This window comes from Bacillus sp. PK3-037 (assembly GCF_054161355.1).
Window position 1 is genome coordinate 258,128 of the sequence record NZ_CP096408.1, and the last position, 25,542, is coordinate 283,669.

General features: G+C 46.3%; 25 protein-coding genes and 1 riboswitch. Of the genes, 17 read left to right on the forward strand and 8 right to left on the reverse strand.

The genetic code is table 11. From position 1 onward, the window contains the following. Positions 1–3: 3 nt before the first annotated feature. Positions 4–1,203, reverse strand: a complete 1,200-nt coding sequence (locus M1D69_RS01365) for a sensor histidine kinase (RefSeq protein WP_458104817.1) — start codon at positions 1,201–1,203, stop codon at positions 4–6. A 17-nt stretch (positions 1,204–1,220) separates the two neighbouring features. Further along, the gene (locus tag M1D69_RS01370) at positions 1,221–1,694 is read right to left on the reverse strand and encodes a DUF1453 domain-containing protein (RefSeq protein WP_458104816.1); all 474 of its coding nucleotides are present in this window, start codon (positions 1,692–1,694) and stop codon (positions 1,221–1,223) included. Between the two features lie 228 nt (positions 1,695–1,922). On the opposite strand from M1D69_RS01370, the gene galE reads away from it, so the two are divergent. Continuing rightward, positions 1,923–2,942 (forward strand): UDP-glucose 4-epimerase GalE, encoded by a 1,020-nt coding sequence (gene galE / locus M1D69_RS01375; protein WP_458104815.1) that lies wholly within the window; start codon positions 1,923–1,925, stop codon positions 2,940–2,942. A 75-nt stretch (positions 2,943–3,017) separates the two neighbouring features. Here galE and M1D69_RS01380 read toward each other — a convergent pair whose 3' ends face one another. Continuing rightward, the gene (locus M1D69_RS01380; RefSeq protein WP_458106226.1) at positions 3,018–3,560 is read right to left on the reverse strand and encodes a DUF4352 domain-containing protein; all 543 of its coding nucleotides are present in this window, start codon (positions 3,558–3,560) and stop codon (positions 3,018–3,020) included. A 390-nt stretch (positions 3,561–3,950) separates the two neighbouring features. After that, positions 3,951–4,053: riboswitch (guanidine-I (ykkC/yxkD leader) on the forward strand. A gap of 69 nt (positions 4,054–4,122) precedes the next feature. Here M1D69_RS01380 and M1D69_RS01385 point away from each other — a divergent pair. From M1D69_RS01385 to M1D69_RS01405, 5 genes are all read left to right on the forward strand, one after another. Then, positions 4,123–4,959, forward strand: coding sequence for a YitT family protein (locus tag M1D69_RS01385; protein WP_003218811.1), 837 nt, complete (start codon positions 4,123–4,125; stop codon positions 4,957–4,959). 179 nt (positions 4,960–5,138) lie between these two features. Next, on the forward strand, positions 5,139–6,032 hold the full coding sequence (locus M1D69_RS01390) for a PucR family transcriptional regulator (protein ID WP_458104814.1): 894 nt from the start codon (positions 5,139–5,141) through the stop codon (positions 6,030–6,032). Positions 6,033–6,151: 119 nt separating this feature from the next. Continuing rightward, positions 6,152–7,249, forward strand: a complete 1,098-nt coding sequence (gene msmX / locus M1D69_RS01395) for a maltodextrin ABC transporter ATP-binding protein MsmX (RefSeq protein WP_268510236.1) — start codon at positions 6,152–6,154, stop codon at positions 7,247–7,249. A 110-nt stretch (positions 7,250–7,359) separates the two neighbouring features. Continuing rightward, on the forward strand, positions 7,360–8,088 hold the full coding sequence (locus tag M1D69_RS01400) for a ZIP family metal transporter (protein WP_458104813.1): 729 nt from the start codon (positions 7,360–7,362) through the stop codon (positions 8,086–8,088). A gap of 99 nt (positions 8,089–8,187) precedes the next feature. Continuing rightward, a complete protein-coding gene (locus tag M1D69_RS01405) occupies positions 8,188–9,027 on the forward strand; it encodes a polysaccharide deacetylase family protein (protein ID WP_458104812.1) in 840 nt (279 codons plus the stop codon). A gap of 12 nt (positions 9,028–9,039) precedes the next feature. Here M1D69_RS01405 and M1D69_RS01410 read toward each other — a convergent pair whose 3' ends face one another. The 3 genes from M1D69_RS01410 to cimH form a co-directional block, all read right to left on the reverse strand. Then, positions 9,040–9,243, reverse strand: a complete 204-nt coding sequence (locus M1D69_RS01410; RefSeq protein ID WP_458106225.1) for a hypothetical protein — start codon at positions 9,241–9,243, stop codon at positions 9,040–9,042. 57 nt (positions 9,244–9,300) lie between these two features. Beyond that, a complete protein-coding gene (locus tag M1D69_RS01415) occupies positions 9,301–10,989 on the reverse strand; it encodes a M56 family metallopeptidase (protein ID WP_458104811.1) in 1,689 nt (562 codons plus the stop codon). A gap of 123 nt (positions 10,990–11,112) precedes the next feature. Continuing rightward, positions 11,113–12,462, reverse strand: coding sequence for a citrate/malate transporter CimH (gene cimH / locus M1D69_RS01420; protein ID WP_458104810.1), 1,350 nt, complete (start codon positions 12,460–12,462; stop codon positions 11,113–11,115). Between the two features lie 552 nt (positions 12,463–13,014). Between cimH and cydA the strand changes: the two genes are divergently transcribed. From cydA to M1D69_RS01445, 5 genes are all read left to right on the forward strand, one after another. Next, positions 13,015–14,421 (forward strand): cytochrome ubiquinol oxidase subunit I, encoded by a 1,407-nt coding sequence (gene cydA / locus M1D69_RS01425; protein WP_458104809.1) that lies wholly within the window; start codon positions 13,015–13,017, stop codon positions 14,419–14,421. Further along, positions 14,405–15,421 carry a cytochrome d ubiquinol oxidase subunit II gene (gene cydB / locus M1D69_RS01430; RefSeq protein WP_014115673.1) on the forward strand — a complete coding sequence of 339 codons (1,017 nt, stop codon included), beginning with the start codon at positions 14,405–14,407 and terminating at the stop codon, positions 15,419–15,421. The genes cydA and cydB overlap by 17 nt, the downstream gene beginning before the upstream one ends. Next, on the forward strand, positions 15,421–17,124 hold the full coding sequence (gene cydD / locus M1D69_RS01435; protein ID WP_458104808.1) for a thiol reductant ABC exporter subunit CydD: 1,704 nt from the start codon (positions 15,421–15,423) through the stop codon (positions 17,122–17,124). Before cydB ends, cydD begins: the two co-directional genes overlap by 1 nt. Beyond that, complete coding sequence (cydC, locus tag M1D69_RS01440) at positions 17,121–18,848, forward strand: thiol reductant ABC exporter subunit CydC (RefSeq protein WP_458104807.1); 1,728 nt, start codon at positions 17,121–17,123, stop codon at positions 18,846–18,848. The genes cydD and cydC overlap by 4 nt, the downstream gene beginning before the upstream one ends. A gap of 82 nt (positions 18,849–18,930) precedes the next feature. Then, the gene (locus tag M1D69_RS01445; RefSeq protein WP_458104806.1) at positions 18,931–19,761 is read left to right on the forward strand and encodes an NAD(P)H-hydrate dehydratase; all 831 of its coding nucleotides are present in this window, start codon (positions 18,931–18,933) and stop codon (positions 19,759–19,761) included. Positions 19,762–19,773: 12 nt separating this feature from the next. On the opposite strand, the gene M1D69_RS01450 is transcribed toward M1D69_RS01445, so the two are convergent. Next, positions 19,774–21,147 (reverse strand): purine-cytosine permease family protein, encoded by a 1,374-nt coding sequence (locus tag M1D69_RS01450; protein WP_202853722.1) that lies wholly within the window; start codon positions 21,145–21,147, stop codon positions 19,774–19,776. 213 nt (positions 21,148–21,360) lie between these two features. On the opposite strand from M1D69_RS01450, the gene sigY reads away from it, so the two are divergent. The 6 genes from sigY to M1D69_RS01480 are packed head-to-tail and all read left to right on the forward strand — an operon-like array spanning position 21,361 to position 24,265. After that, positions 21,361–21,897 (forward strand): RNA polymerase sigma factor SigY, encoded by a 537-nt coding sequence (gene sigY, locus M1D69_RS01455; protein ID WP_458104805.1) that lies wholly within the window; start codon positions 21,361–21,363, stop codon positions 21,895–21,897. Beyond that, the gene (locus tag M1D69_RS01460; protein ID WP_458104804.1) at positions 21,890–22,207 is read left to right on the forward strand and encodes a YxlC family protein; all 318 of its coding nucleotides are present in this window, start codon (positions 21,890–21,892) and stop codon (positions 22,205–22,207) included. Before sigY ends, M1D69_RS01460 begins: the two co-directional genes overlap by 8 nt. Then, on the forward strand, positions 22,207–22,410 hold the full coding sequence (locus M1D69_RS01465) for a transcriptional regulator (protein ID WP_185848467.1): 204 nt from the start codon (positions 22,207–22,209) through the stop codon (positions 22,408–22,410). Before M1D69_RS01460 ends, M1D69_RS01465 begins: the two co-directional genes overlap by 1 nt. After that, positions 22,410–22,598, forward strand: coding sequence for a sigma Y negative regulator YxlE (gene yxlE / locus M1D69_RS01470; RefSeq protein WP_024123344.1), 189 nt, complete (start codon positions 22,410–22,412; stop codon positions 22,596–22,598). Before M1D69_RS01465 ends, yxlE begins: the two co-directional genes overlap by 1 nt. Positions 22,599–22,604: 6 nt before the next feature. Then, a complete protein-coding gene (locus tag M1D69_RS01475) occupies positions 22,605–23,492 on the forward strand; it encodes an ABC transporter ATP-binding protein (RefSeq protein WP_458104803.1) in 888 nt (295 codons plus the stop codon). Next, entirely contained in the window at positions 23,489–24,265 is a 777-nt protein-coding gene (locus tag M1D69_RS01480; protein WP_458104802.1) for an ABC transporter permease, read from the forward strand. Before M1D69_RS01475 ends, M1D69_RS01480 begins: the two co-directional genes overlap by 4 nt. On the opposite strand, the gene M1D69_RS01485 is transcribed toward M1D69_RS01480, so the two are convergent. Further along, positions 24,262–25,464: an MFS transporter gene (locus tag M1D69_RS01485; RefSeq protein ID WP_458104801.1), complete on the reverse strand. Its 1,203-nt coding sequence runs from the start codon at positions 25,462–25,464 to the stop codon at positions 24,262–24,264. The genes M1D69_RS01480 and M1D69_RS01485 overlap by 4 nt on opposite strands. Between the last annotated feature and the right edge of the window lie 78 nt (positions 25,465–25,542).

Genomic DNA, 25,542 nt, shown 5'->3' on the forward strand with positions numbered 1-25,542 from the left:
TTTTTACTCCTTATTCGTTGTCGTGAGCGGCAATGCCAGCTCAATTTGCAGGCCGCTCGGCTGCACGACGCTGAAAGAAAGGGAACCGCCTGCTTTTTCAGCGCGCTCTTTCATTCCTGTCAGCCCAAATCCGCAAGTAAGATTGCCGGTGAAATGTCCGTCATCTGTGATTGTGACATAGAGGTGGGTTTCGTCGTTAGAAATGACGGCAGCCGCATGGGAAGCGTGAGCGTGACGGATGATATTGGTCAGCGCTTCTTGCAAGGTGCGGTAGATCGTTTCGCTTACGTATTGAGGCCAAGACTCTTCTGAAAGGCCGGCAGTGTCTAAAGAAACGTGCAGGCCGCTTCGTTCCTCCACTTGATGGATCAGCCCCCGCAAAGCGGTAAGGCCAACCATCGATTCACTTCGTCCCATTTGGTGAACGACAGACCGTACCTCCTGAAGACATTCTCTGGCGACAGTCAGTACATTTTGAATGACTTTTTCAGAATTCTCCTTACTGCTTTTCAGGATATAGGGAAGAGACTGAAGCTGAACAATCACAGAAGTCAGCTCGTGGCCGATGCTGTCATGAATGTCTCGGGCAATTCTTGTACGCTCCTCAAGGACCGCGTATCTTAAAGAAAGAACAGAAGCCTCCTGCAGCTCTGCATGCGCTTTCTGGAGTTCTTCATGCGCCTGCTCCAGCTGCAAGTGCATTTTCGCCAATTCAGCATGATTTCGATCAGCCTCTCTTCTCGCTTCTCGCCTGAAACGCATGGAGGAAAAGAAGACGTACAGTCCGATCATGATAGAGATGTTGCCAATGATGGTATTCAAGTTTCCCCCATGTGTGGATAGTACGAATATGTTGCCGCCAATTAAACATGCTGTAAATATCATAGAAAGCCGTGAAGGGAGCCTGAAGGCCGCATAAATCATTAAAAACACAATTAAAAAATAGGCGGCTCCCTGCTCTTGGCCTGAAACAGCCCAAAGGAAAACGGTCAGGAGCCAAAGCCCAATGAATATGCTCAAATTGACAGCAGCGGATGCCACATAGGGTATAATCCAAATGAATGCTAAGTACACTGCAAACACAAACGCTAACAAAATGGGATTAGCTTTGGCTGGGTGAGATAAAAATTGTATGCAATTCAAAATGAGAATAATGCTCGGCACAAGCTTCTTGTAGTGCCGAGCCGGAGATTGTCGGTTCATGCTGGTCCTTCTTTCAGTTATTGAATGGATACTTTGCCAGCGGCAAGCCGTCTGTATGCTTTGTAAAGCATGATATTACGGGCTGTGATAGTGCCGAGGGGAATGAAGAGCATAGAATGAATAATGGCAATAAAAATCTCGTTGCTCTCAGGCAGCCATGTTCTCGCAGCCATACGCAAAGAAAGTATCACTAAAATGAGGATAACACTTCCAAGGGAACCGCGTGAAGTGACCTTTCCGGTTTCCGGATGAATCCTCACGTTTACCATCTTCCCAATGCCAAACCCGCAGGCCAGCCCGATCAGTAATAAGATGCCGCTGATCACCACGTGTAAAACAGAATGAAAATACGCCGGCTGAAATGAAGCTGATACGCTCCATAAGAGCAGCAGCGGAATGATCAGCAACTTTCCGGGCTTTACCGTTCTTTCTCGATACATCGATAAAATAATAAGAATAAAGACAATAAAAATATATGGGCTCATCGCCATGTCATCAAATCCTTTCTGCATTAAGCATAGCGAAAATAGGAAAGAAAAACGTCAACCGACAGATTGATTTTTCAGCAGCTATACTTGTTCGCGCTGCATAAAGGTATGAAAATGCTAATAATATATGAAGAAACTATTAATAAACGATTAAACTTCTTAAAAATGGATGTAGCCCGGTTCTAAACACTATATAATAAAAATAGGTCATTTTTTAGGAGGGTTTACATCATGGCAATACTTGTTACAGGCGGCGCGGGATACATCGGAAGCCACACATGTGTGGAGTTATTGAACAGCGGCTATGAGATTGTCGTTCTCGATAATTTGTCCAACAGTTCAGCTGAGGCGCTGAATCGTGTCAAAGAGATTACGGGAAAAGAGTTAACGTTCTATGAAGCGGATCTATTGGATCGGGAAGCGGTAGATTCGGTTTTTGCAGAAAACGAGATTGAGGCTGTGATTCATTTTGCGGGGTTAAAAGCAGTCGGAGAGTCTGTTGCGATTCCGCTCAAATATTATCATAACAATCTCACGGGAACCTTTATTTTATGTGAAATCATGGAGAAATACGGCGTTAAGAAAATCGTATTCAGTTCTTCCGCAACGGTATACGGCGTACCGGAAACGTCACCGATTACGGAGGACTTTCCATTAGGTGCAACAAACCCTTATGGACAGACGAAGCTCATGCTTGAACAAATTTTGCGTGATTTGCATACGGCTGACAATGAGTGGAGCGTTGCCCTGCTGCGCTACTTTAATCCATTCGGCGCGCATCCGAGCGGACGGATCGGTGAAGACCCGAACGGAATTCCGAATAACCTGATGCCATATGTGGCGCAGGTTGCCGTCGGCAAGCTGGAGCAGTTAAGCGTATTCGGAAATGATTATCCGACCAAAGACGGGACAGGCGTACGCGATTATATTCATGTCGTCGATCTCGCAGAAGGCCACGTTAAGGCGCTGGAGAAAGTATTGAACTCCACCGGAGCTGATGCATACAACCTCGGAACAGGCACGGGCTACAGTGTGCTTGAAATGGTCAAAGCCTTTGAAAAAGTATCAGGGAAAGAGGTTCCGTATCAATTTGCGGACCGCCGCCCCGGAGACATTGCAACCTGCTTCGCAGACCCTGCAAAAGCCAAGCAGGAACTGGGCTGGGAAGCAAAAAGAGGCCTTGAAGAAATGTGTGCCGATTCTTGGAGATGGCAGTCTTCGAATGTGAATGGGTATAAGAGTGCGGAATAAAAATGAAGGCCTTCTCTATAGAGAAGGCCTTTTTTAAAGAACAAGGGTGCCTGTTAAGGGCACCCTTGTTAGCTGTTATTTGATTTTCACAATCACATCATTACTGAATTTAAGTTTCCAAGTTCCTTTTGCATAAGCATCCTTGTCGACTTCAAAAGCTTTCACATCTGTTACTTTAATATTAGGATTTAGATCACTCAATATTTTAGAGTTATCAACTTTTGTCTCAGTTGCATAGGTTGAAGAAGCATCAATATCAGAATCATAAGAAGTGCCATCACCATCAACCAATTTAACAGTTGGAATTGAAAAAGAACTTATCGGCTTTTTGGATACGTTTTTAATTGTATATTGAACAGCTACAATAGTACCTCCATCAGATGCTTTCTTTTCAATAAATTGAGTGCCAACAGAATCTCTGTCTTCTACTTTTGTAACTGTCACTTCAGTTTTCTCAGTCTTAACAGTATCACCGATATTGTATGTTTTTTCAGTTTCAGCTTTGCTGTTGCTTGATGTTTTGGAAGTGGCTTCTGAACCGCCTCCGCCGCCAATCATATTACCGATAATAATGATGACAACAACTGCCAGAATAAACGTAATAATCTTATGTCTCATAAAAAAGTTACGCTGATCCTTACCACAGTTAGGACATTTTTTTACACCTTTTGCAATTTCTTGACCGCAAGCTTTACAAGGGACTAGTTTTCCTGCCATTATATTTCCTCCTATGTCATTAAATACACAAAACATATGTACTATAATGCCTATATTATTTCACTTAGTCAATACAAAATTATCAATTTATTATATTATTTATCATTGTTAGTTATATTTTCTTATAAAAATATATGCTTATTTTCTTATCGTCTATATCATTCATATGTTAATAGCTAATTTGTATTTTCTTGAATTTTACTTGCACTTAAATCTCCGCAAATACCCCTTGAACCTATTTGCTCAGTCCTTTATAATGCTAATATTGGAAAGTGAAAAGGATATGCTAAAACATTGGTTTTCTAGGGTTCCGCAATGCATATTGGCCTGTGACCGAGAGAAAACACATAACAGTCTGGCTGTTATGACACGGTGGGATAAAAGCCCAGGAGTTTCTGCTCTTTTGCGAGAGCGTACTCCTGGGCTTTTTTGTTGATACTATCTGAAGAAGGAGTGTTCTGTGATGAAAAAGAAAATGCTTGATGTGCTGATGCTTGTGATTGGCGCTTTTTTCTTCGCGCTTGCTGTGAATTTATTCGCGATTCCCAATGACCTTGGGGAAGGCGGCGTTACTGGGATTACGCTGATTTTGTATTATGTGTTTCAATGGTCTCCCGGGGTGACAAACTTTATATTAAACGCTTTTCTGCTATTGATCGGATATAAATTTCTCGACGGGAAAACCACGGTTTATACGATTATCGCCGTGGCAGCAAACTCACTTTTCCTGCATTTGACACACGGGTGGAGCACACCGTCTGATGAGCTGATCATTAACACGATTTTCGCAGGGGTGTTTGCGGGTGTCGGCATCGGCATGATCATTCGGGTCGGCGGCACAACAGCCGGTTCCGCCATTCTGGCCAGAATTGCCAATAAATATTTAGATTGGAATATCAGTTATGCGCTGCTCTTTTTCGATTTAATTGTCGTTTTCAGCTCTTATTTTATTATTGGTGCGGAAAAAATGATGTTCACGATTGTGATGCTGTATATTGGAACAAAAGTGATGGACTTCATTATTGAAGGATTGAATACGAAAAAAGCGATTACTGTCATATCGGAAAATAAAGGTGAAATTGCCGAGCAGGTTAATACGCTGATGGACCGAGGCGTCACCATTTTATCAGGAAAGGGAAACTATACGGGCGAGTCAAAAGAGATTTTGTACATCGTCATTAACAAACAGGAGCTTTCTATGCTGAAGAAAATCATCAGAAGCTGTGACAAAAAAGCGTTTGTAATCGTTCATGATGTGCGCGATGTGTTTGGTGAAGGGTTTGTGGATATTTCAAAATAAGGAGGTCCCTCTGCGCAGACGCAGAGGGATCTATTTGTTTAGAACCATTGCTTCTGTATCGCGCTTTATTGCCGTTGCTGTAAACGAAAGAGGACCATCTAATACGAAAAGAAGCTGGAGAACATGTGCATTTCGCCTTATACTGAAAATACATATCCTTACATAGGAGAGGAGACCATATGAAGTCGCTGCTGGCTATTTATCCCGGTTCGATTGTGTCTGACAGGCTTTGTACAAAGGAAGACTGCTTGTGTTTTTTTGATGAAAACAGTCAGAAATATATCTCGATCCCAAAAACGGAGATCAGCCAAAAGGAGACATTGCTGCTCCAGTCATTTTTAACGTTAGCGGAAGAGGCGGATCACATGTCTTTCAAATCGCCGGAAGAAAACAGGTGGTTTGCGTTTCTATTTTCGAAAGGAGAAGTGCCGCCGAATATCAAGAAGAGGACAAGGTTCATTCATTTTCATTTGATCGGCAAAACTGAACGGGCATCATTTGCGGAAGCGATGCGCCATTTTTGGCCGGTGTCTTTTGTGATTGTTTGGATGCATGAGGACAGAGGCGTGATTGTCGAGCAGGAAAGTGAAGCGGCAGCGGGGAAAGACGAATTGGAGTCGCTCGCCAGGGTTCTTGAAAGTGATTTCTACTTCAGTGTCCGTTTTTACGCCGGGAGGTTTTATGAAACAGATGAGCGCTTACGGAAACATTATGCCCGTGAACAAACGTATTTTCTATTCGCTGAAAAGCGGCTGCCGCAGGTTCAGCGTGTGACGTTTGATATCATGTTCCCTTTTTTATTATTAGAAGAAGAAAAGGAACAGCTGAAATCACTGCTTAGTGAAGAAGCTGAGCTATTATTTGAAAATGAACCTGAGCTGAGAAAAACAATCAAGCTGTTTATTGAAAATAGCTCAAACGTGACATTAACAGCGAAAAAACTGCATCTGCACCGCAACAGCCTGCAGTACCGAATTGATAAATTTATCGAGCGGTCAGGAATAGACATTAAAACGTATACAGGCGCTCTGCTTGCGTATTTTATCTGCCTGCAAAGCGAAGGTTCAGAATAAACTGGAAATATGCACGAAAACGGCCGTGTGATTTTATGAATGCTGCCCATTTCAGTGTCGGATAAATGCTGATACACTTGATTTAAGAAAGCGTTTACAATAACAAAGGGGGATGTTAGATGGCTGAATTGCGGATGGAGCACATTTATAAATATTATGATCAGAAGGAAGCGGCGGTAGACGACTTTAATCTTCACATTGCGGATAAGGAATTTATCGTATTTGTCGGCCCGTCCGGCTGCGGAAAATCAACGACACTGCGGATGGTCGCAGGACTTGAGGAAATTTCGAAAGGCGATTTTTATATTGAAGGAAAACGGGTAAATGATGTGGCGCCAAAGGACAGGGATATCGCGATGGTGTTCCAAAACTACGCGCTCTATCCGCATATGACGGTATACGATAATATCGCATTCGGGCTGAAGCTCCGCAAAATGCCGAAGCCTGAAATCAAAAAAAGAGTGGAGGAAGCCGCTAAAATTCTCGGGCTGGAAGAATATTTGCACCGCAAACCTAAAGCGCTCTCAGGCGGGCAGAGACAGCGGGTTGCGCTGGGAAGGGCGATCGTTCGGGATGCAAAGGTATTCTTGATGGATGAGCCTTTGTCGAACCTGGATGCAAAGCTTCGAGTGCAAATGAGAGCGGAAATTATTAAACTCCACCAGAGGCTGCAAACCACTACGATTTATGTCACGCATGATCAGACTGAAGCACTGACGATGGCGACTCGGATTGTGGTCATGAAGGACGGCAAAATCCAGCAGATCGGGACGCCGAAGGATGTATACGAATTCCCTGAAAATGTATTCGTTGGCGGTTTTATCGGGTCACCAGCGATGAACTTTTTCAAAGGGAAGCTGTCTGACGGCACAATCAAAATCGGTTCTTCCGTGTTGAGCGTGCCGGAGGGGAAAATGAAGGCGCTTCGTGAAAAAGGCTACATTGGCAAAGAAGTCATTTTCGGCATCCGCCCTGAGGATATTCATGATGAATTGATTGTCGTGGAATCCTATAAGAGCTCTTCAATTAAAGCGAAAATCAATGTTGCGGAGCTGCTGGGATCTGAGATCATGATTTATTCGCAAATCGATAACCAGGATTTTATTGCGAGGATCGACGCCCGTCTCGATATTCAGTCAGGGGATGAGCTGACAGTTGCGTTTGATATGAATAAAGGGCATTTCTTTGACAGTGAAACTGAAATCAGAATCCGTTAAGCTGGAGAACCGGACATGGAGCGATGTCCGGTTTTTTGCATTTCCTCTCTATCTCAAGGTTTACAGCAAAAACCGCGGCGGGTAGTGGTTTGTAGAAAGGAGAGATAGAAATGTGGAATGCGGCGATGTGGGGCGGGATTTCCGGCTCTGCTGTTTTGCTGGGCGCGCTGGCGTCGATGTTTCTTCCGATTCGCAAGCGTATCATCGGTTATATCATGGCTTTTGGCACAGGGGTATTAATCGGCGCTGCCGCCTATGAACTTCTTGAGGACGCGGTGAAGGATGGCGGAATGGTCTCGACAGGCGCCGGATTTATAGCAGGAGCTGCCGTGTTTACCCTTTTTGACTACACGGTTTCAAAAAGAGGCGCGTCACAAAGAAAAAGATCGGGACAAGCAGCTGCAGGCAGCGGGGGGATCGCGATTTTTATCGGCACCATCATGGATGCTGTTCCCGAATCTATTATGATTGGAGCCAGCCTTCTTGAAAAACAATCCGTCAGCTTCCTTTTGGTGATTGCGATTTTTATCAGCAATATACCTGAAGGGCTGTCCAGCACGGCCGGCATGAAGAACAGCGGATATTCAAAGGCGAAAATCTTGCTGCTTTGGGCGGCGGTACTGATGATTTCTATTTTTGCCTCATGGTCAGGATATTACTTCCTCGATGGCGCTCCTGAGGAGATGATGTCGGCAATCGCCGCTTTTGCGGGCGGAGGAATCATCGCAATGATTGCATCCACGATGATGCCCGAGGCTTATGAAGACAGCGGTCCGATGACAGGGTTAATTGCTGCTCTTGGTCTTTTAACGTCTTTGATTTTGAATCAGTTTTCCTGATCTGCACCGGACATGGCTACATGTCTGGTTTTTTTACTTGAAAATCCCGCAAATCAACCGATGAAAAGGAGGAAGAAATAGACAGAAAGCAGGAAAACGATGAAACGATTTATCTTAAGCGGTTTTCTTTTGGCTAGTTGTTTGGCTCTGGCCGCTTGCGCTGATAAAGAGGCGAATGCGGGGCAGCAGATGCCAAAAGCGGAACAAAAGAAGCCGGAAGAAAAGACAGTTCATGTCCAGAAAAAACAAGATGATACATCCGCATGGATCAAAACAGAGAAACCGGCAAAGCTGCCGATTTTGATGTACCACAGCATTTCTTCAGGCAACAGTCTCCGTGTGCCAAAGAAAGAATTTGAGGCACATATGAAATGGCTGCATGATAACGGCTACCAGACATTAACCCCAAAAGAGGCGTATCTCATGCTGACTCAGGACAAGAAGCCGAGTGAGAAATGTGTGCTCATCACGTTTGATGACGGCTACACCGATAATTACAAAGACGCGTATCCGGTATTAAAGAAGTATGGCATGAAGGCGACGATTTTTATGATCGGCAAATCGATTGGACATAAACATCATCTGACAGAGGATCAAATGAAGGAAATGTCACAGCATGGCATATCGATTGAAAGCCATACGATTGACCACCTTGAGCTGAACGGTTTAACGCCAAAACAGCAGCATAGCGAAATGGCAGATTCAAAAAAGCTGTTTGACAGGATGTTCGATCAGCAAACGGCCATCATCAGCTATCCGGTTGGGCGCTACAACGAAGATACCCTGAAGGCCGCTGAAAAAACCGGTTATCAAATGGGAGTGACGACTGAACCGGGAGCGGCCTCCAGAGATCAGGGGATGTACGCCCTCCATCGCGTACGTGTATCCCCGGGAATGTCAGGGGCGTCATTTGGCGCGTATATCGAGTCGATGAAATAAAAATGGCGGCGATTAATCGCCGCCGCCCCCTCCGCCGTCACAGCCGGAATCCCCGATGCCTCCGTCACTGCCGCATCCTTCATGGCGGGAATCGCCATCGGAAAATCCGAAAAAACCACTGTCCGCCCGCTGGCGTCCTTTGTTTTCTGAAGCGGTTGATCGAGCCGATTGATAAATGACGATCATACCGAAGATCAAAGCGATAAGAATCACAATCATATGGCGTCCCCCTTTAAACAGTTATTTTTCATACGTTTTGAAGCATGAAAAGTTTCATTTAAGGGAGATGGATTCTTTCAGCCGATCTCTCAGCCAGCGCTTGACCATGCCGTGTCCTTTGTTTGAAAGCAATGCGCTGACACGCCAATACATAGGCGGATGAGGAGAAAACTGAAAATCTATGATTCTGAAAAGCCAGCTGTTATCCCGGGTGAGAGAGTTCACCTTAACTTCGTCTTCATCTATATCAGAGCAGTAGGTGTTTTGTTTTTGCAGATCTTCATCTTGGCGAACCGCCAGGACCTTTAGGGATTCGGCCATCTGCCTGTATCCGCCCTCCAGCAATGAAGCGCCAATGTGATCGGCGCGCACCTCCATCCATTGGGAACAAAATGACTGATAAAGCTGAAATAGAATGATGACTCCCATGATCAGCGTCCAAAGTGCGATTTTGTAAGCGCCGGGATGAGCGATGTAATGCTCAAGTAAAAGAATGATCCCGATAACTGCCCCAAGGTATAAAAAGCGCAACAGCTGCATGGACAGCACATCACGTTTTTTAATATGAACAGCTTCATGAGCAAGAATACCTTCAATGACATGCGGCGGAAGGGTTAATGTAGCGCTTGTCAGAATCACCATTGATCTTCCTACATTCATTCCGACGGCCATGCCGTTGTATTCATCACTATCCGTTTCGTAAATCTCCACATGCGAAATGCCTGCTTTTCTAAAAATCTTATCTGCCGCTGCCTGAACGTCTGAATTCAGACAAGGCCTGGCATCCATTGCCGTCCGCAGCACCCGGTCAGATAGATACATATTCAAAACCCAGTACAACATCACGGCACCAGCCATAACCCAAGGGGAGGCGTGTAAGGCATATAATCCGAGAACCAATATGGCGTATGCAGATATCCCTTTTACGCTTACGGCAAAATAAAATTTACCTAAAAGCCGTTTCACATTTTTCCGATGATAAATCGGCAGGACAGCAATAACCGTTTCCTCTTTGGTTTCGGAAGCTAGAAATTCCCCGAGAACCGATTTCCACTTTTTAGGATCTTTCACGGTCAGAAACACCGTTTCTCCGGGAAGAGAGAGCCTTATGACTTGCTGAAAGCTTGTTGTCATATCGAGCCGGGATGAATACATGGTCAAAAGCGGATGAAGCTTTAATAGATCTGCCGTCGATTCAAGCCGGATGTCTTTCAGGTCTGAAAGCGGGTAGGTGCGGCTTTCATATCGGGAACTGATATGCCATGTTTCTAAAGACGATGAATAAAAGACTTTTACACTTAGAAAATTTAATATGCGTTTTGCCAGTGCCGCACCGCCCGAGATGAAACCGAACAGGATCACATATTTTAGAGCACTGGTGTCAGGACCGTAAATGAAGAAAGTAATAGCGCCCGCAAACACAATGACAGTCAGAGCAATGTCCGAGAGGAGGCGTGTGTGGTCTCTTGCAAGCTCAATTTCCTGCCATTCGCCTGATGGTTTTTCAACACGGCTGGGGACAGTCAGATCCAATGCGGTCCAGTAGCTGGTGAACATCAATGCCAGAGAGACGATGCCATCTAAGAAAGGCTGTTGAGAGAAGATAAAGCTAGCAGCACCGATCCAAAGAACAATATCAATCCAGAGTTCTAATGCCGGAAGAAGCTTTGCTGCAAGGGCTGATATCAGCTGAATGCCCAGCCCGAGAATGATAAAGAGAAAAAGACTAGTTTCCATAGGCATGCTAGAGTCCTTTCTATCGTAATCTTTCCAACTATTACTATAGCATGCGGCAGGAACTTGTAAAAACACGGAAATGCAAAAAAGCAAGCTCTTTCGTTATACGAAGAACTTGCTTGCAGCGTATCAATAAAACTGGTGTAACAGCAATAAGGTCAAGGACACTGTGATGGCCCCGCCGATTCTAGTGGACACCTGGGCAAATGGCATCAGCTCAAGCCTTTCAGCGGCACTTAATATCGCGACGTCACCGGTGCCTCCTTGCCCTGAATGGCACGCGTTAATAATGGCTGTTTCGATCGGATACATGTTCAGCCATTTTCCTGTGAAAAAGCCGACCGTCATCATTGTGACTACGACAGACAGAATCGTAATGATATTGCTGAAATTAAAGGCGGCAACAAGCTTGTCCCACGGCGTCATAGACACGCCGATTGCAAAGAGCAGCGGATAGGTGACTGCCGTTGAAAAGAAGCGGGACACGCCAAACGCGCCGTTTTCAATTGAGGCAGGGACCAGTCTGAACAGCTTGATCAAAACAGCTAACAGCAGCATGGCAACAGGAGCCGGAAAACCGAAAAAATCGTGGGCGAGCATACCGACCAAATACAAGGAAACGGCAAGGATTCCGCCGGACGCAAACAGAGAAAGGTTGAACATGTGCTGGCCGTTTTGCGATTCCTCCAGCGCAGGTGAATCTTCTGAACGGTCAACTTTACCGTTGCCGGTCCATGCCGGTTTTTTCTTGCCGATTCTGTTGAGCAGGCCCGCTAAGATGATCGCACACAGGCTGCCGAGCATGATCGAGGGAAGAACAAGTGCGAACGCTTCCCCTTGAGACATCGGCATGATATCGGAATAACCGATGGACAGAGGGATGGCGCCTTCTCCGACGCCGCCAGCCATAATAGGAATCACGACGTACAGAAGAGTGTGCTGAAATCCGAGGCCGAGCAATGTACCGACAGCCAGTCCGACAATAGCAGCCGCGACAGAACCGGCGATAAGCGGTATAAAAATTTTCATAAATGCTTTTACAAGTGTTTCTCTTTTCATGCCGAGGATGCTTCCGACAACAATTCCGGCAATAAACAAATAAAGAAAGTTTGAGTTTTCTGTAAATTCTGTGGTGGATTTGACGATATCATTGGGCAGCAGGTGATAGTAGACAACAGCGGACGGAATAAAAGTAGCAAGGATCGCCGGGCCTCCGATAGAACGAACAATCGGTATCGATTTTCCGATTTGGGCAAAGGTAAACCCGAAAAACGCCATGACGGCAATGGATGTCAAGATGTCACTTTTTACTTCGTGATGCATTACAAAAACAGTGATTAATATAAACAGCAAGACATACACAGGAAGCGGTATGATGCCTACTTTTATATTCATAGCTTTCGCAAACCAATTCTCTTTTCGAACCCCTTCGTGAATTGTATCCGTTTGCAATTGCAATTGAGTTTGAAGCTCTCCCATTGAAAAACCTCCCCTATTCTTGTTGCAGTGAAATTGTTCACTATGTTAAGTATACTAAAAAATTCAAATTATTAATATATTAAAAATTTACTATTCAATTTATTCGCCTCTTCCCGTTTCAAATGGAAAGAGGAATTCTGACTAAAGTCGATCTATGACAGAGTGCCGAGAAACGAGTGCTGATGCCGGTCAAGCATTTTATTCGCAAGGAGCGAGGCATTGATGTACGATAATAAAGGGTCATTTATCCTAGCAGCCGTCATAAATCAGCAACAAAATAGACAATAATCCGTCACATAGTGTGGGACTTTTTAGGTGTTTCGGGCTTTATTTTTGAAGTGGATCGTTGTAAAGTACTTAATATGAACCATTTGGAGATCGTGCCATTCGTCAGTCTGGCAATCTTGAATCATATTTGATGACTTTTTGGCGTATTTGTGAAACATTGAACAATATTTTTTTCGTCTATTTTGTGAAATACTGATCAAAGTTTCGGTTCTGCTTGTGAAGTAGTAAACAATATAACGCTCAACCGGAAATGGAGGATAAAGCATGAGTGAATTAGTATTAGCTCGCATTCAATTTGCATCAACAACGTTGTTTCATTTCTTGTTTGTGCCAATGTCTATCGGGCTTGTGTTTATGGTTGCATTGATGGAGACTCTTTATCTTGTGAAGAAAAATGAGCTGTACCTCAAAATGGCGAAGTTTTGGGGACACTTATTCTTAATAAATTTCGCAGTCGGTGTTGTTACGGGGATTTTGCAAGAATTCCAGTTTGGACTGAACTGGTCTGATTATTCCCGTTTTGTCGGAGATGTATTTGGCGCGCCGCTTGCGATTGAAGCATTATTGGCGTTTTTCATGGAATCTATTTTTATCGGATTATGGATTTTCGGGTGGGACCGCCTGCCTAAAAAAATTCATGCGCTCTGCATTTGGCTCGTGTCATTCGGAACGATTATGTCGTCTTTCTGGATCTTAACAGCGAACTCCTTTATGCAGGAACCGGTCGGCTTTACGATCAAAAACGGCCGCGCGGAAATGAATGACTTTGGCGCGCTGATTACAAATCCGCAGCTTTGGGTTGAATTTCCGCACGTCATTTTCGGTGCGCTTGCCACCGGGGCTTTCTTTATTGCCGGAGTGAGTGCTTTTAAACTATTGAAGAAAAAAGAAGTGCCGTTCTTTAAACAATCTTTTAAACTCGCAATGATCGTCGGCCTTTGTGCCGGTCTTGGCGTCGGCCTTAGCGGACACATGCAGGCTGAGCACTTGATGGAATCACAGCCGATGAAAATGGCTGCCAGTGAAGGACTTTGGGAAGACAGCGGCGACCCTGCTGCTTGGACGGCTTTTGCTACGATTGATACAAAAAATGAAAAAAGCTCAAACGAAATCAAAGTTCCTTATGCATTGAGCTACTTGGCTTATCAAAAATTCAGCGGCAGTGTCAAAGGAATGAAAACACTTCAGGCAGAGTACGAAAAAGTGTACGGAAAAGGCGACTATATTCCGCCTGTCAAAACGACGTTCTGGAGTTTCCGCATTATGGTTGGAGCAGGTGTTGTCATGATTCTTGCTGCGTTAGGCGGCCTTTGGTTAAACCGGCGCAAAAAGCTTGAAAACAGCAAATGGTATTTGCGCATTATGATCGCATTGATTTCCTTCCCGTTTCTTGCGAACTCCGCGGGCTGGATAATGACAGAAATCGGGCGTCAGCCGTGGACGGTCATGGGCTTGATGACAACTGCTCAATCCGTGTCGCCTAACGTAACGGCGGGCTCCCTGTTATTCTCAATCATCGCATTTGGTGTGATGTACTTGATTCTGGGTGCACTGCTTGTCTTCTTGTTCATCCGTGAGATTAAAAAAGGTGCGGAGCATAGTGATCATCACGATGTTCCTGTAACAACAGATCCATTTAGTCAGGAGGTATACCATGGCATCTCTTCATGATCTTTGGTTTATACTCGTTGCTGTATTGTTTGTAGGATTTTTCTTTTTGGAAGGCTTTGATTTCGGGGTCGGCATGGCGACCCGTTTTCTTGGCCATAATGAGTTAGAACGCAGAGTGCTGATCAACACGATCGGGCCGTTTTGGGACGCGAATGAAGTATGGCTTTTGACTGGTGCAGGCGCCATTTTCGCGGCGTTTCCGAACTGGTATGCAACGATGCTGAGCGGTTATTACATTCCGTTTGTCATTGTGCTGCTTGCGTTAATGGGCCGCGGGGTCGCGTTTGAGTTCCGCGGTAAGGTTGATCATTTAAAATGGGTAAAGGTTTGGGACTGGGTCGTTTTCTTCGGCAGTCTGATTCCTCCATTTGTGCTTGGTGTGCTGTTCACGACATTATTCCGCGGGATGCCGATTGATGCCGATATGAACATTCACGCACATCTATCCGATTATATCAATGTATACTCTGTACTTGGCGGTGTGACTGTAACACTTCTTTGCTTCCAGCATGGATTAATGTTTATCACACTGCGTACGATTGGTGATTTGCAAAATCGCGCCCGGAAAATGGCGCAAAAGATAATGGGTGTTGTTTTTGTAGCGGTTCTTGCCTTCGCGGCCCTTTCTGCCTATCAGACAGACATGTTTACTCGCCGCGGCGAGATTACCATTCCGCTCGTTGTTTTGATTGTCATCTGCTTTATGCTCGCGGCTGTATTTATCCGTAAGAAAAAAGACGGCTGGACATTTGGGATGACAGGCGCGGGGCTGGCGCTGACTGTAGGAATGATCTTTATTTCATTATTCCCTCGGGTGATGGTCAGCTCGCTTCAAAGCGCGTACGATTTAACAGTAGCTAACGCTTCTTCCGGTGATTATTCGCTTAAAGTCATGTCAATTGCAGCATTAACGCTATTGCCGTTTGTCATCGGCAGCCAGATCTGGAGCTATTATGTCTTCCGGAAGCGCGTCAGCCATAAGGAGCCTATGACTTATTAATGGGAAAAGACCTGTTTCGATATAAAGGAATGAAGCGGATTCTCACCGTGATTACTTGTTTAACGCTGATTCAGACAGCCGCTATTATTATGCAGGCAGAGTGGCTGAGTGAAGCCGTAACCGGACTGTTCAACGGGAAGAGCATTGCCTCCCTGTTTCCGGTGATCGGCTTTTTCCTTATCGCTTTTGCCGCCCGGCACGGGGTGACGGTGGCGCGCCAGAAAATCGTCTATCAATATGCCGCCCGGACAGGGGCAGATTTGAGAAAAAGTTTTCTTGATCAGCTGTTCCGATTAGGCCCCCGCTTTGCAAAGAAAGAGGGGACGGGGCAAATGGTGACCCTAGCGATGGAAGGCATCAGCCAGTTCCGCCGCTACCTGGAGCTGTTTCTGCCGAAAATGGTCAGCATGGCGATTGTGCCTGCGGCGGTTGTCATTTATGTATTTTTTCAGGATCGCACATCAGCCATCATTTTAGTCGCTGCTATGCCAATTCTGATTCTTTTTATGATTCTTCTTGGCCTTGTCGCACAGCGAAAAGCGGACCGCCAGTGGAAATCATACCAGACATTGTCCAACCATTTCGTTGATTCTCTTCGCGGATTGGAGACTTTGCGTTTTTTAGGATTGAGCAAATCGCATAGCAAAAACATTTTCCACGTCAGTGAGCGGTATCGCAAAGCGACAATGAGCACACTGCGGGTGGCGTTTTTATCTTCATTTGCCCTCGATTTTTTCACGATGCTGTCGGTGGCGACAGTTGCTGTGTTTTTAGGCCTGCGTTTGATTGACGGCGGTATTTTGCTTGGCCCCGCTTTAACAGCGCTTATTCTGGCACCTGAATATTTTCTGCCGGTGCGGGAAGTGGGAAATGATTATCATGCGACGCTTAATGGACAGGAAGCGGGCAAGACGATTCAGGGCATATTATCTCAACCGGGATTCAAAGAAGAGGCCCCGCTTCAGCTTGAAACATGGTCCGATCACGATGAACTGAAGCTGTCAGGCGTCTCAGCCGGCCGAGCGATGTCTGATATGACTCTTTCATTTAAAGGGAAGAAAAAAATCGGCATCATTGGTGCAAGCGGTGCCGGAAAATCAACTTTAATCGATATTCTCGGAGGATTTTTGGAGCCGGATGACGGTGTTATCAGTGTGAATGGTTCAAGCCGTTCGCATCTGCAGGACGGGAACTGGCAGAAAAACCTTCTCTATATTCCGCAGCATCCTTATATTTTTGATGATACGCTGGCGAACAATATCCGGTTTTATCACCCAAGCGCTTCTGCTGAAGATACAGCCCGCGCTGCTTCCTCAGCGGGATTGACGGAGTTTGTAAACACCCTTCCTGAAGGATTAGAGGGACGGATCGGAGAAGGCGGCCGGGCACTCAGCGGCGGTCAGGCTCAGCGTGTCGCGCTGGCCCGCGCCTTTTTGGGTAACCGGCCGATTCTGCTGCTGGATGAGCCGACCGCCCATCTGGATATCGAAACAGAATATGAAATAAAAGAAACGATGCTGGATTTATTTGATGACAAGCTCGTCTTTCTCGCGACACACCGCCTCCATTGGATGCTCGATATGGATGAAATTATCGTGCTGGACGGAGGCAGGGCAGCAGAAATCGGGACTCACGATGAATTGCTGGCGAAAAACGGTGTGTACACCAAACTCGTGAAGGCACAACTGGGGGAAAGAGCATGAAGAAAGAAGAATGGATTCTGCCGTATATCAAGCAAAATGCCCGTCTGTTTGTTCTTGTTGTCTTTTTGGGCGCGGTGACGATTTTTTCCGCTGCTTTTCTCATGTTTACTTCAGGTTTTTTAATTTCAAAGGCGGCGACAAGGCCGGAGAACATCCTGCTCATTTATGTGCCGATTGTCGCCGTTCGAACCTTTGGGATCGCCCGGTCTGTGTCACGTTATGTGGAGCGCCTGATCGGGCATCATATCATTTTGAAAATCGTGTCCGACATGCGCGTCCGCCTATACAACATGCTTGAGCCTGGCGCTTTGATGCTGCGGTCCCATTTTCGAACGGGAGATATGCTCGGCATTTTGTCTGAGGATATTGAGCATTTGCAGGATGCCTTCTTAAAAACCATTTTCCCTGCCATCTCAGCCTTGCTTTTGTATGCTGTTTCAGTGATTGCGCTCGGCTTTTTCTCCTGGCCGTTTGCCATTTTGCTGGCGCTTTATTTGTTTGTTCTGGTTGTGCTGTTTCCGGTCGTGTCTTTGCTTGTGACACGGGCGAAGAATGCCAAGCTGAAAAGCGGGCGAAATGTGCTGTACAGCCGTCTCACAGATGCCGTGATGGGTGTCAGCGACTGGATGTTCAGCGGACGCCGGCATGCTTTTATTGATTCCTATGAAAGAGAAGAAAACGCTTGGTTTGAGCTGGAACGCAAAAAACATCGTTTTACAAGATGGCGGGATTTTGCCGCGCAATGCCTTGTCGCCGGCCTTATTTTGCTGATGCTGTTTTGGACGGCGGGGCAGCATGCAAATGGCGAACTCGCCAAAACGATGATTGCTGCCTTTGTGCTTGTTGTGTTCCCGCTGACAGAAGCTTTTCTGCCGCTTTCTGATGCGTTGGGTGAAGTGCCGGGTTATCAGGATTCTATCAGAAGAATGAACAAGGTGGCTCCTCAGCCAGAGGCTTCACAAACAGAGTCTGCGGCTGACAGGCTTGATCTCAAAGACGTCACTTTGGCGTTTCGAGATGTGACGTTTTCTTATGACAACAGCAGCCAAGTACTGAACCATTTTTCCTTTACGCTGCGCCAAGGAGAAAAAATGGCGCTTCTCGGCCGGAGCGGCTCAGGAAAATCAACATCACTCGCATTAATTGAGGGCGCATTGAAGCCTGACTCAGGCTCTGTAACGTTAAACGGAATGGAAACGGCTCTTGTAAAGGATCAGATTGCTGATGCGGTGGCTGTGTTAAATCAAAAGCCTCACTTGTTTGATACAAGCATTTTGAATAACATCAGGCTCGGAAACGGAAAGGCGAGCGACGAGGATGTGCGCCGCGCCGCAAAGCAGGTGAAGCTGCATGATTACATTGAGTCGCTGCCTGACGGATATCATACTTCAGTTCAGGAAACCGGAATCCGATTTTCAGGAGGAGAGCGGCAGCGGATCGCGCTCGCCCGGATTTTGCTTCAGGATACGCCGATCATTATACTTGATGAGCCTACAGTAGGCTTAGACCCTATCACGGAACGCGAACTGATGGAAACCGTGTTTGAGGTGCTGAAAGGTAAAACGATTCTTTGGATTACGCATCACTTGGCGGGAGTGGAAGCGGCCGATAAAATCGTCTTTCTGGAAAACGGAAAAACAGAAATGGAAGGAACACACGAGGAACTGCTGGCGACGAACGAACGGTATCGCCGGCTTTATCATCTCGACGTTCCTGTAAAATAAAAGACAGTCTCTGAGGCTGTCTTTTTTTGTTTGAAAAAGAAGAAGTGCAGGAAAAATAAGAAGAGAGATAGGAGGTATGGATATGAATGTTCCGATTTGGACGGAAAAGCATGTGAGGGCTGCGCTCCCTGAAAGAGATGCGGTGAGCCATAAAGGTACGTACGGTACGGCTTTGCTGCTGGCGGGAAGCGACGACATGCCGGGCGCTGCGCTTTTAGCCGGGCTTGGTGCCATGCGGAGCGGTCTCGGCAAGCTTGTCATCGGCACGTCTGAAAGCGTGATCCCGCTGATCGTTCCGGTTCTGCCGGAGGCCACGTATTGGCGTGACGGCTGGGAAAAAGCGGCGGGCTCTCGCCTCGAAGAGACATACCGGGCAATTGCGATCGGTTCGGGGCTTCCGCAAACAGAGAGGGTGCAGCAGGCCGTTAATCATGTCCTTGAGAAGGATTGCCCCGTTATTTTGGATGCCGGGGCGCTGACAAAGCGCACGTATCCGAAAAGGAAGGCGCCCGTCATCCTTACGCCGCACCCAGGTGAGTTTTCCCGAATGACAGGGGTTCCGGTGAAAGACTTACAAAATAAAAGAGCGGAATATGCCAAGGAGTGGGCGGTTCAGCTGCAAACGGTGATCGTGTTAAAAGGAAATCAAACCATCATCGCGTTTCCCGATGGCGACTGCTGGAGCAACCCGACCGGAAACGGGGCACTCGCCAAAGGAGGCACCGGCGACACACTGACGGGAATGATATTGGGCATGCTTTGCTGCCACAAAGACCCGAAACATGCCGTATTAAATGCCGTATACTTGCACGGTGCATGCGCCGAGCATTGGACTGACGAACACTCTGTCCATACGCTGCTCGCCCGCGAGCTCTCTGACATGTTGCCTCGTGTGTGGAAACGATTTGAATGAAAAAAGCTGTCTTCATAGGGAAGACAGCTTTTCTTGATAGCCCGCTCGTTTTTTCAGGCGCGGTTTCATGAGTACATAATATAGAACAGAAGGCACGGCTAAGCCGATAATCCATGCGATATCCCCGCCGCCAAACATTTTTGCCAATGGCCCGATGTAAAAGGATGTATTGATAAACGGAATTTCTAACAAGATGGACAGAATGAAAGCAATCGTAGTGATCCAATTGACTCTTCCATATGGCCCGTTGACATCAAACATCGCTTTGACCTCATAGTTCCCGTGGCGGACGAAGTAGTAATCCACTAAATTGATCGCCGTCCATGGAATTAAGAAATAACTGATAAAAAAGATAAAATTCAAAAACAGCTCCATAAAATTACTTTGCCCGAGAAGGCTTAGGACTGTTCCGACGACGGTGACGCCAAGGATCATGATGATTCTGATTTTCGGTGTGACTTTTAATTTCAGAAACGGCTCAAGCGTAGTCGTCGTGGACATAAAAGCTCCATACAAGTTAAAGACATTAATCGCCATCTGGCCAAATAAAACAATGATCAGCATAATGAACGAGAAGGGGCCGAACAATTGCACAATCTGGGTCCCTGAGTTTGTCGTAAAATCAGGAAGTGCCGTGGTCAGCAGCGCGCCGAGCAGCATCATCCAGATGGAGCTGACAGATGTTCCTGCATAGCTGTACCAAAACGTTTGGGACGCCGGTGTTTTAATTGGCAGATATCTGGAATAATCGGCGACATAAGGCGCATAGGCAAGCTGCCAAGTTGCTACGGCGCTGACTGCCACCAAGAAAACGGGCAAGTCGACCGTCCCGGGCATCCAGCTGCCTGCCGGAATCGGTAATTGGAAAATGAGTATCGTTGCAGCAAAAAATACGGCAAAAGAAGTCCAAGAAAGGATTTTTTGCATTTTGTGAATCAAATCATGACCGAAAATGGTGAGTAAAAAACATGCGGCGCTTAAGCCTATAATGCTCCATGATCCCGGGATGGGAACAAAGCTGCTTAAGGTCCCGGCCGCCAGAATTGTACTGCTTGCGAAGAAACCAAGGTAGATAAACATGACTAAGAAGAGGGGAAGAATCGCTCCGATTACGCCGAATTGGGCACGGCTTTGAATCATTTGCGGGATGCCGAGCTGGGGTCCTTGCGCGGAATGAGAAGCCATAAATATGGCACCGATTAAGGTTCCGCAAATAATAGCGGCAACACTCCAAAACAGATTAAGTCCCATTGCAACGGGAAGAGTACCGGTCACTAACGTGGTGATATGCATATTGGCCCCGAACCATACGGGAAATAAATCTTTTGCTTTACCATGTCTTTCTTCATTCGGAATATATTCAATCGTTCGCCTTTCTACTTTCAATGCATCGTCCTCCATATATAATGAAATTTTGAAATAGACATAAAAATATAGCTTAACAGACTGTACTTCGCTTTACAAATTTAGATGTTCACGAAAACTGATGAGAGGCCAGTGAAGTCAATAGATCAAAAGAATTATAAAAAAAGTTGAACGCTCTGGAATCCGGTGTCGTCTCATAAGGCAAGATAACAAAAAAAGGGGGGATCGCGGCCGTTGGATACAAATGAAGAACAGCAATTGATTCAGCAGGCGAAAGAGGGAAGCGACGAGGCGTTTACAGCCCTATTTCAGCACTATTATTCTTTTCTATACAAATACTTGTTAAAGCTTTCCCTTCACCCTGACATCAGCGAGGATCTTGTTCAGGAAACCTTTCTGAAAGGGTACATCCATCTGGGGAGTTTTCAAGGCCGATCCAAATTCTCCACTTGGCTGATCTCTATCGCGTCAAGACTCTACCTTGATCACCAGAAAAAGAGGAAGAGAGAATGGAAACGAAATCAGGCTGTTACAGAGGAAACGATACGCAAGATCAAATGGGATGTGTCAATGAAAGGCTCTGAGTGGAGCGAGACGCTTGATCTCTTTTCTCAGCTTGACCCGAAGCTGCGCACGCCCGTTTTATTAAGGCACTATTACGGCTATACCTATGCTGATATCGGGATGATGCTGCATATCAAAGAAGGCACGGTAAAGTCCAGAGTCCATAAAGGGCTCCAGCAAATCAGAAAGGAGTGGACTGATGAATAAAGAAAAGCGATCTGTTCATTTAAAATCGGAATTGCAGAAAATTGACCAATGCGCCAACCCGAATATACCGAGTCAAAAAGAATTGCTTGATCAGCTGTTACAAATGAAAGCCGAACGAAGAAAAAGCGTGCTGAAAGAAGTTATCTTATTTGTGTTCTGTGCACTGATGGTGGTAAGCGCGGCGACTCTGGCATTTACTCAAGTTCCCGCTGCTTTTGTCGTGTTTCAGGTCTGTGCGCTGGCAGTCCTGCCGATTTTGATTGCGGCTGAGAAAAAACGATACCTTGGCGAACGTGAGGTGAAGCGCTGATGTCCCAAACAGATTTGACGATTTTTGTGTTTGCTTATCTGATTGCATTGGCACAGGGAATCTTTTTATTCATTGATGCGAAAAAACGGGATCGTCTGGCATGGGTGTGGGGAATTGTCGGACTGATTCAAGTGCCGATGCCTCTGATTTGCTATTACTTTTTTGTGATAAGGCCTGACCGAAAAAATAGGAGGATCAGCTAATGAATATTTCTTGGGAAATGATTGTACCGCTGATTGTGTTACAGGCCGTGCTGGCAGTGTTTGCCCTGATCAGCTGTGTGAAAGAAGAGCGGACAAACGGGCCGAAATGGATGTGGGCAGCAGTGATTATATGCATCAATATTATTGGGCCGATTTTATTTTTTACCGTCGGCAGAAAGCAAAGGTGAGCGAGCGTGCTATCTATTGAGTCATTATGCAAATCATACCGGCATCATCAAGCTGTACGGAATGTCAGCTTTCAAGTCAAGGAGAACGAGTGTGTTGCTCTATTAGGACCGAATGGGGCTGGTAAAACCACAACGCTTCAAATGCTGTCCGGACTGCTGTCACCCACCTCAGGGAGGGTCAAGCTGTACGGGGAGAAAAAGGCAGATCGCAGTATGATCGGCTACCTTCCGCAGTACCCGGCTTTTTATTCATGGATGACGGCAAATGAATTTTTAACCTTTGCCGGGAGACTGTCTGGCCTTTCAAAGAAAAAATTCCAAGAGAAAATAGGCGAAATGCTGGCGTTTGTCGGTTTGCAGGACGCGGCAAACAAAAGAATCGGCGGTTATTCTGGCGGCATGAAACAAAGGCTCGGTCTGGCTCAGGCTCTGCTTCATAAACCGAAGCTTTTGATTTTGGATGAACCGGTTTCTGCCCTGGACCCTTCAGGGCGTATCGAGGTGCTGGATATGATGCGGGAGCTGAAAAAACATATGGCTGTTCTGTTTTCTACTCATGTTTTGCACGATGCGGAGCAGGTGTGTGATCAAGTCGTGATCATGAAAAACGGCGAGATTTCATGGAAAGGCGCTTTACAGCAGCTCAAAGAACAGCATCAAACGAATGTTTTCACTCTTACTGTGAAAGAGAAACTGAAGGGCTGGCTTGAAGAGAAGCCTTATATATCCAATGTTGTCTATATGAATCCGTCCCAAGCTGTTTTTGAGCTAAGCGATACAGGCTCTGGCAGGATATTGCTGAGTGATTGTATCCAAATGGGATTGACAGTCACCCGTTTTGAACAGAAAACGGAGTCTCTCGAAGACGTCTATCTTAAGGTGGTGCACGCATGAATGTCACGATGACGCTATTACAAAAGGAATGGCTGGAAGGCTGGAGAAGCGGAAAGCTGATCTGGCTGCCCATTGCGATGATGATCGTGGGGCTGACGCAGCCGCTGACCATTTATTATATGCCGGAAATCATTGCGCATGGGGGGAATCTTCCAGACGGTATGAAAATCAGTTTTACCATGCCTTCCGGATCTGAGGTGATGGTGAGCACGCTTTCCCAATTCAACACGCTTGGCATGGCGCTGATCATCTTCAGTGTCATGGGCAGTGTGGCGAATGAAAGAAATCAAGGTGTAACGGCTCTGATTATGTCGCGGCCTGTGACGGCAGCCCAGTATATATTGAACAAATGGATCACCCAAAGCATGATCGGAATCGCGTCGTTTGCAGCTGGGTACGGACTTGCTTATTATTACGTCCGGATATTGTTTGAGCACGCATCGTTCAGCCGCTTTGCAGCAAGCCTCGGCCTCTACTCTCTTTGGATGATGTTTATTGTTACTGCAGGGCTTGCCGGCAGCACGATGTTTCGGTCTCTCGGAGCAGCCGCGGCAGCCGGAATTGGACTGACGGCTGCCGTTTCCTTTGCTGTCTCGCTTTTTCCTGATGGTGCGAAATGGCTGCCGGCTGAGCTTTGCAAGCAGGCGGAGCATATTCTGCTTCATGGAGAGCGGGCGGACTTTTTCGGATGGTCGCTCACATTCTCCATTCTGTGCATCATGCTTCTGGCCGTTTTTTCTGTGTGGCGCTTCCGTCGGTATGAAAGCTATTAACTGATCAGTTTTCGCTTTGTGGCCAGCATCATCATCAAAGCGGCCAATGCCATTAATCCGGCTCCATAAAATACCTCCGCCAAACCGAAAACCTGTGCGATTTTTCCGGCGAGAAGGGGGCCGGTAAAGATGCCCAGCGCATAAAACGATTGATAAAATCCCATGGCTGACATTTTTAAACGCGCTGAACTGATATCGACGACCCGGCTTAACAATAGGGGAAACACAAAGCCAAGCGCCAGGCCGATGAAAGCATGGGTCATGCAAACCGTGAGCAATGAAGCTGAAAAAGGAACGAACATTAAACAGACTCCAATGACAGCAAAACAGATCAGCAAGGTGCCATAGGCGATTCTTCCGGTAAAACGCATAAACAAAAAGCTCAGGGTAGCCGCTGCATGAGGGAGAAAAAAGGCGCTCATCACCCAAAGCAGTTCGATGTCTCCCATTCCGAGCTGATTCGTGTAAAGCGGCGTAAAACCAAATACCGTCATAAATAGCACGGCATGTGCGGTCATAGATAGAATCGTGAAAAGCTTCAGCTTCGGCAGCCGCAATGTGTCTTTGATGTATTGCGGCATACGGACCGTTTTGTGATTAGCGGGAAAAGTCGACGGATCTTTCATAAAACAGCATATCACAAGGCCGATGCCCGAAGCAGCCAGTGCCATCCAAAACGGAACCTGCCTGCCTAAATGCGTTGCTGCAAGCCCGCAGAACACAATGCTGACAAACTGAGGCATGACGGTAAAAAACTGCATGATGCCCATTGCTTTTGAGGCACTGCCATCATTGAAATAATGAGCGTATAGAATCGTCGCCATCACCCACATGGATGCTGTAAGCCCCGCGAGAAGCCGGGCGGTCAGGACGAAGAAAAAAGAATCAAACGCAAGAAAAAGCACGCTGCTGAGAATGGAACATCCAAAGCCGGCGATTAACAATGGCTTGCGCAGAGAAAAAAGAATTTCTGACAGAAGCCCAAGCGGGAACCGCAGCAGGATTTGGGTCACCCCGTAGCTTCCGAGAATCATGCCGATCGCTCCGTATGAAAAGTGCAGATCCTCCAAATACAGGCTGAAAACAGGGACGTAAATATAGCCCGAAAACCAAAAACAAAATACCATGCATAAGAAAACGGCGTGATCTAAAGCGCCGATTGTTTTTTGCTGAGGAATCAGCGGCTGCTGTATCTCCATGCTCTCACCACCTCTTTTATTCCAGTACAACACAATGAGTGAAAACGTTTCAATAGGGAAATAAAAAACAGGACTTTT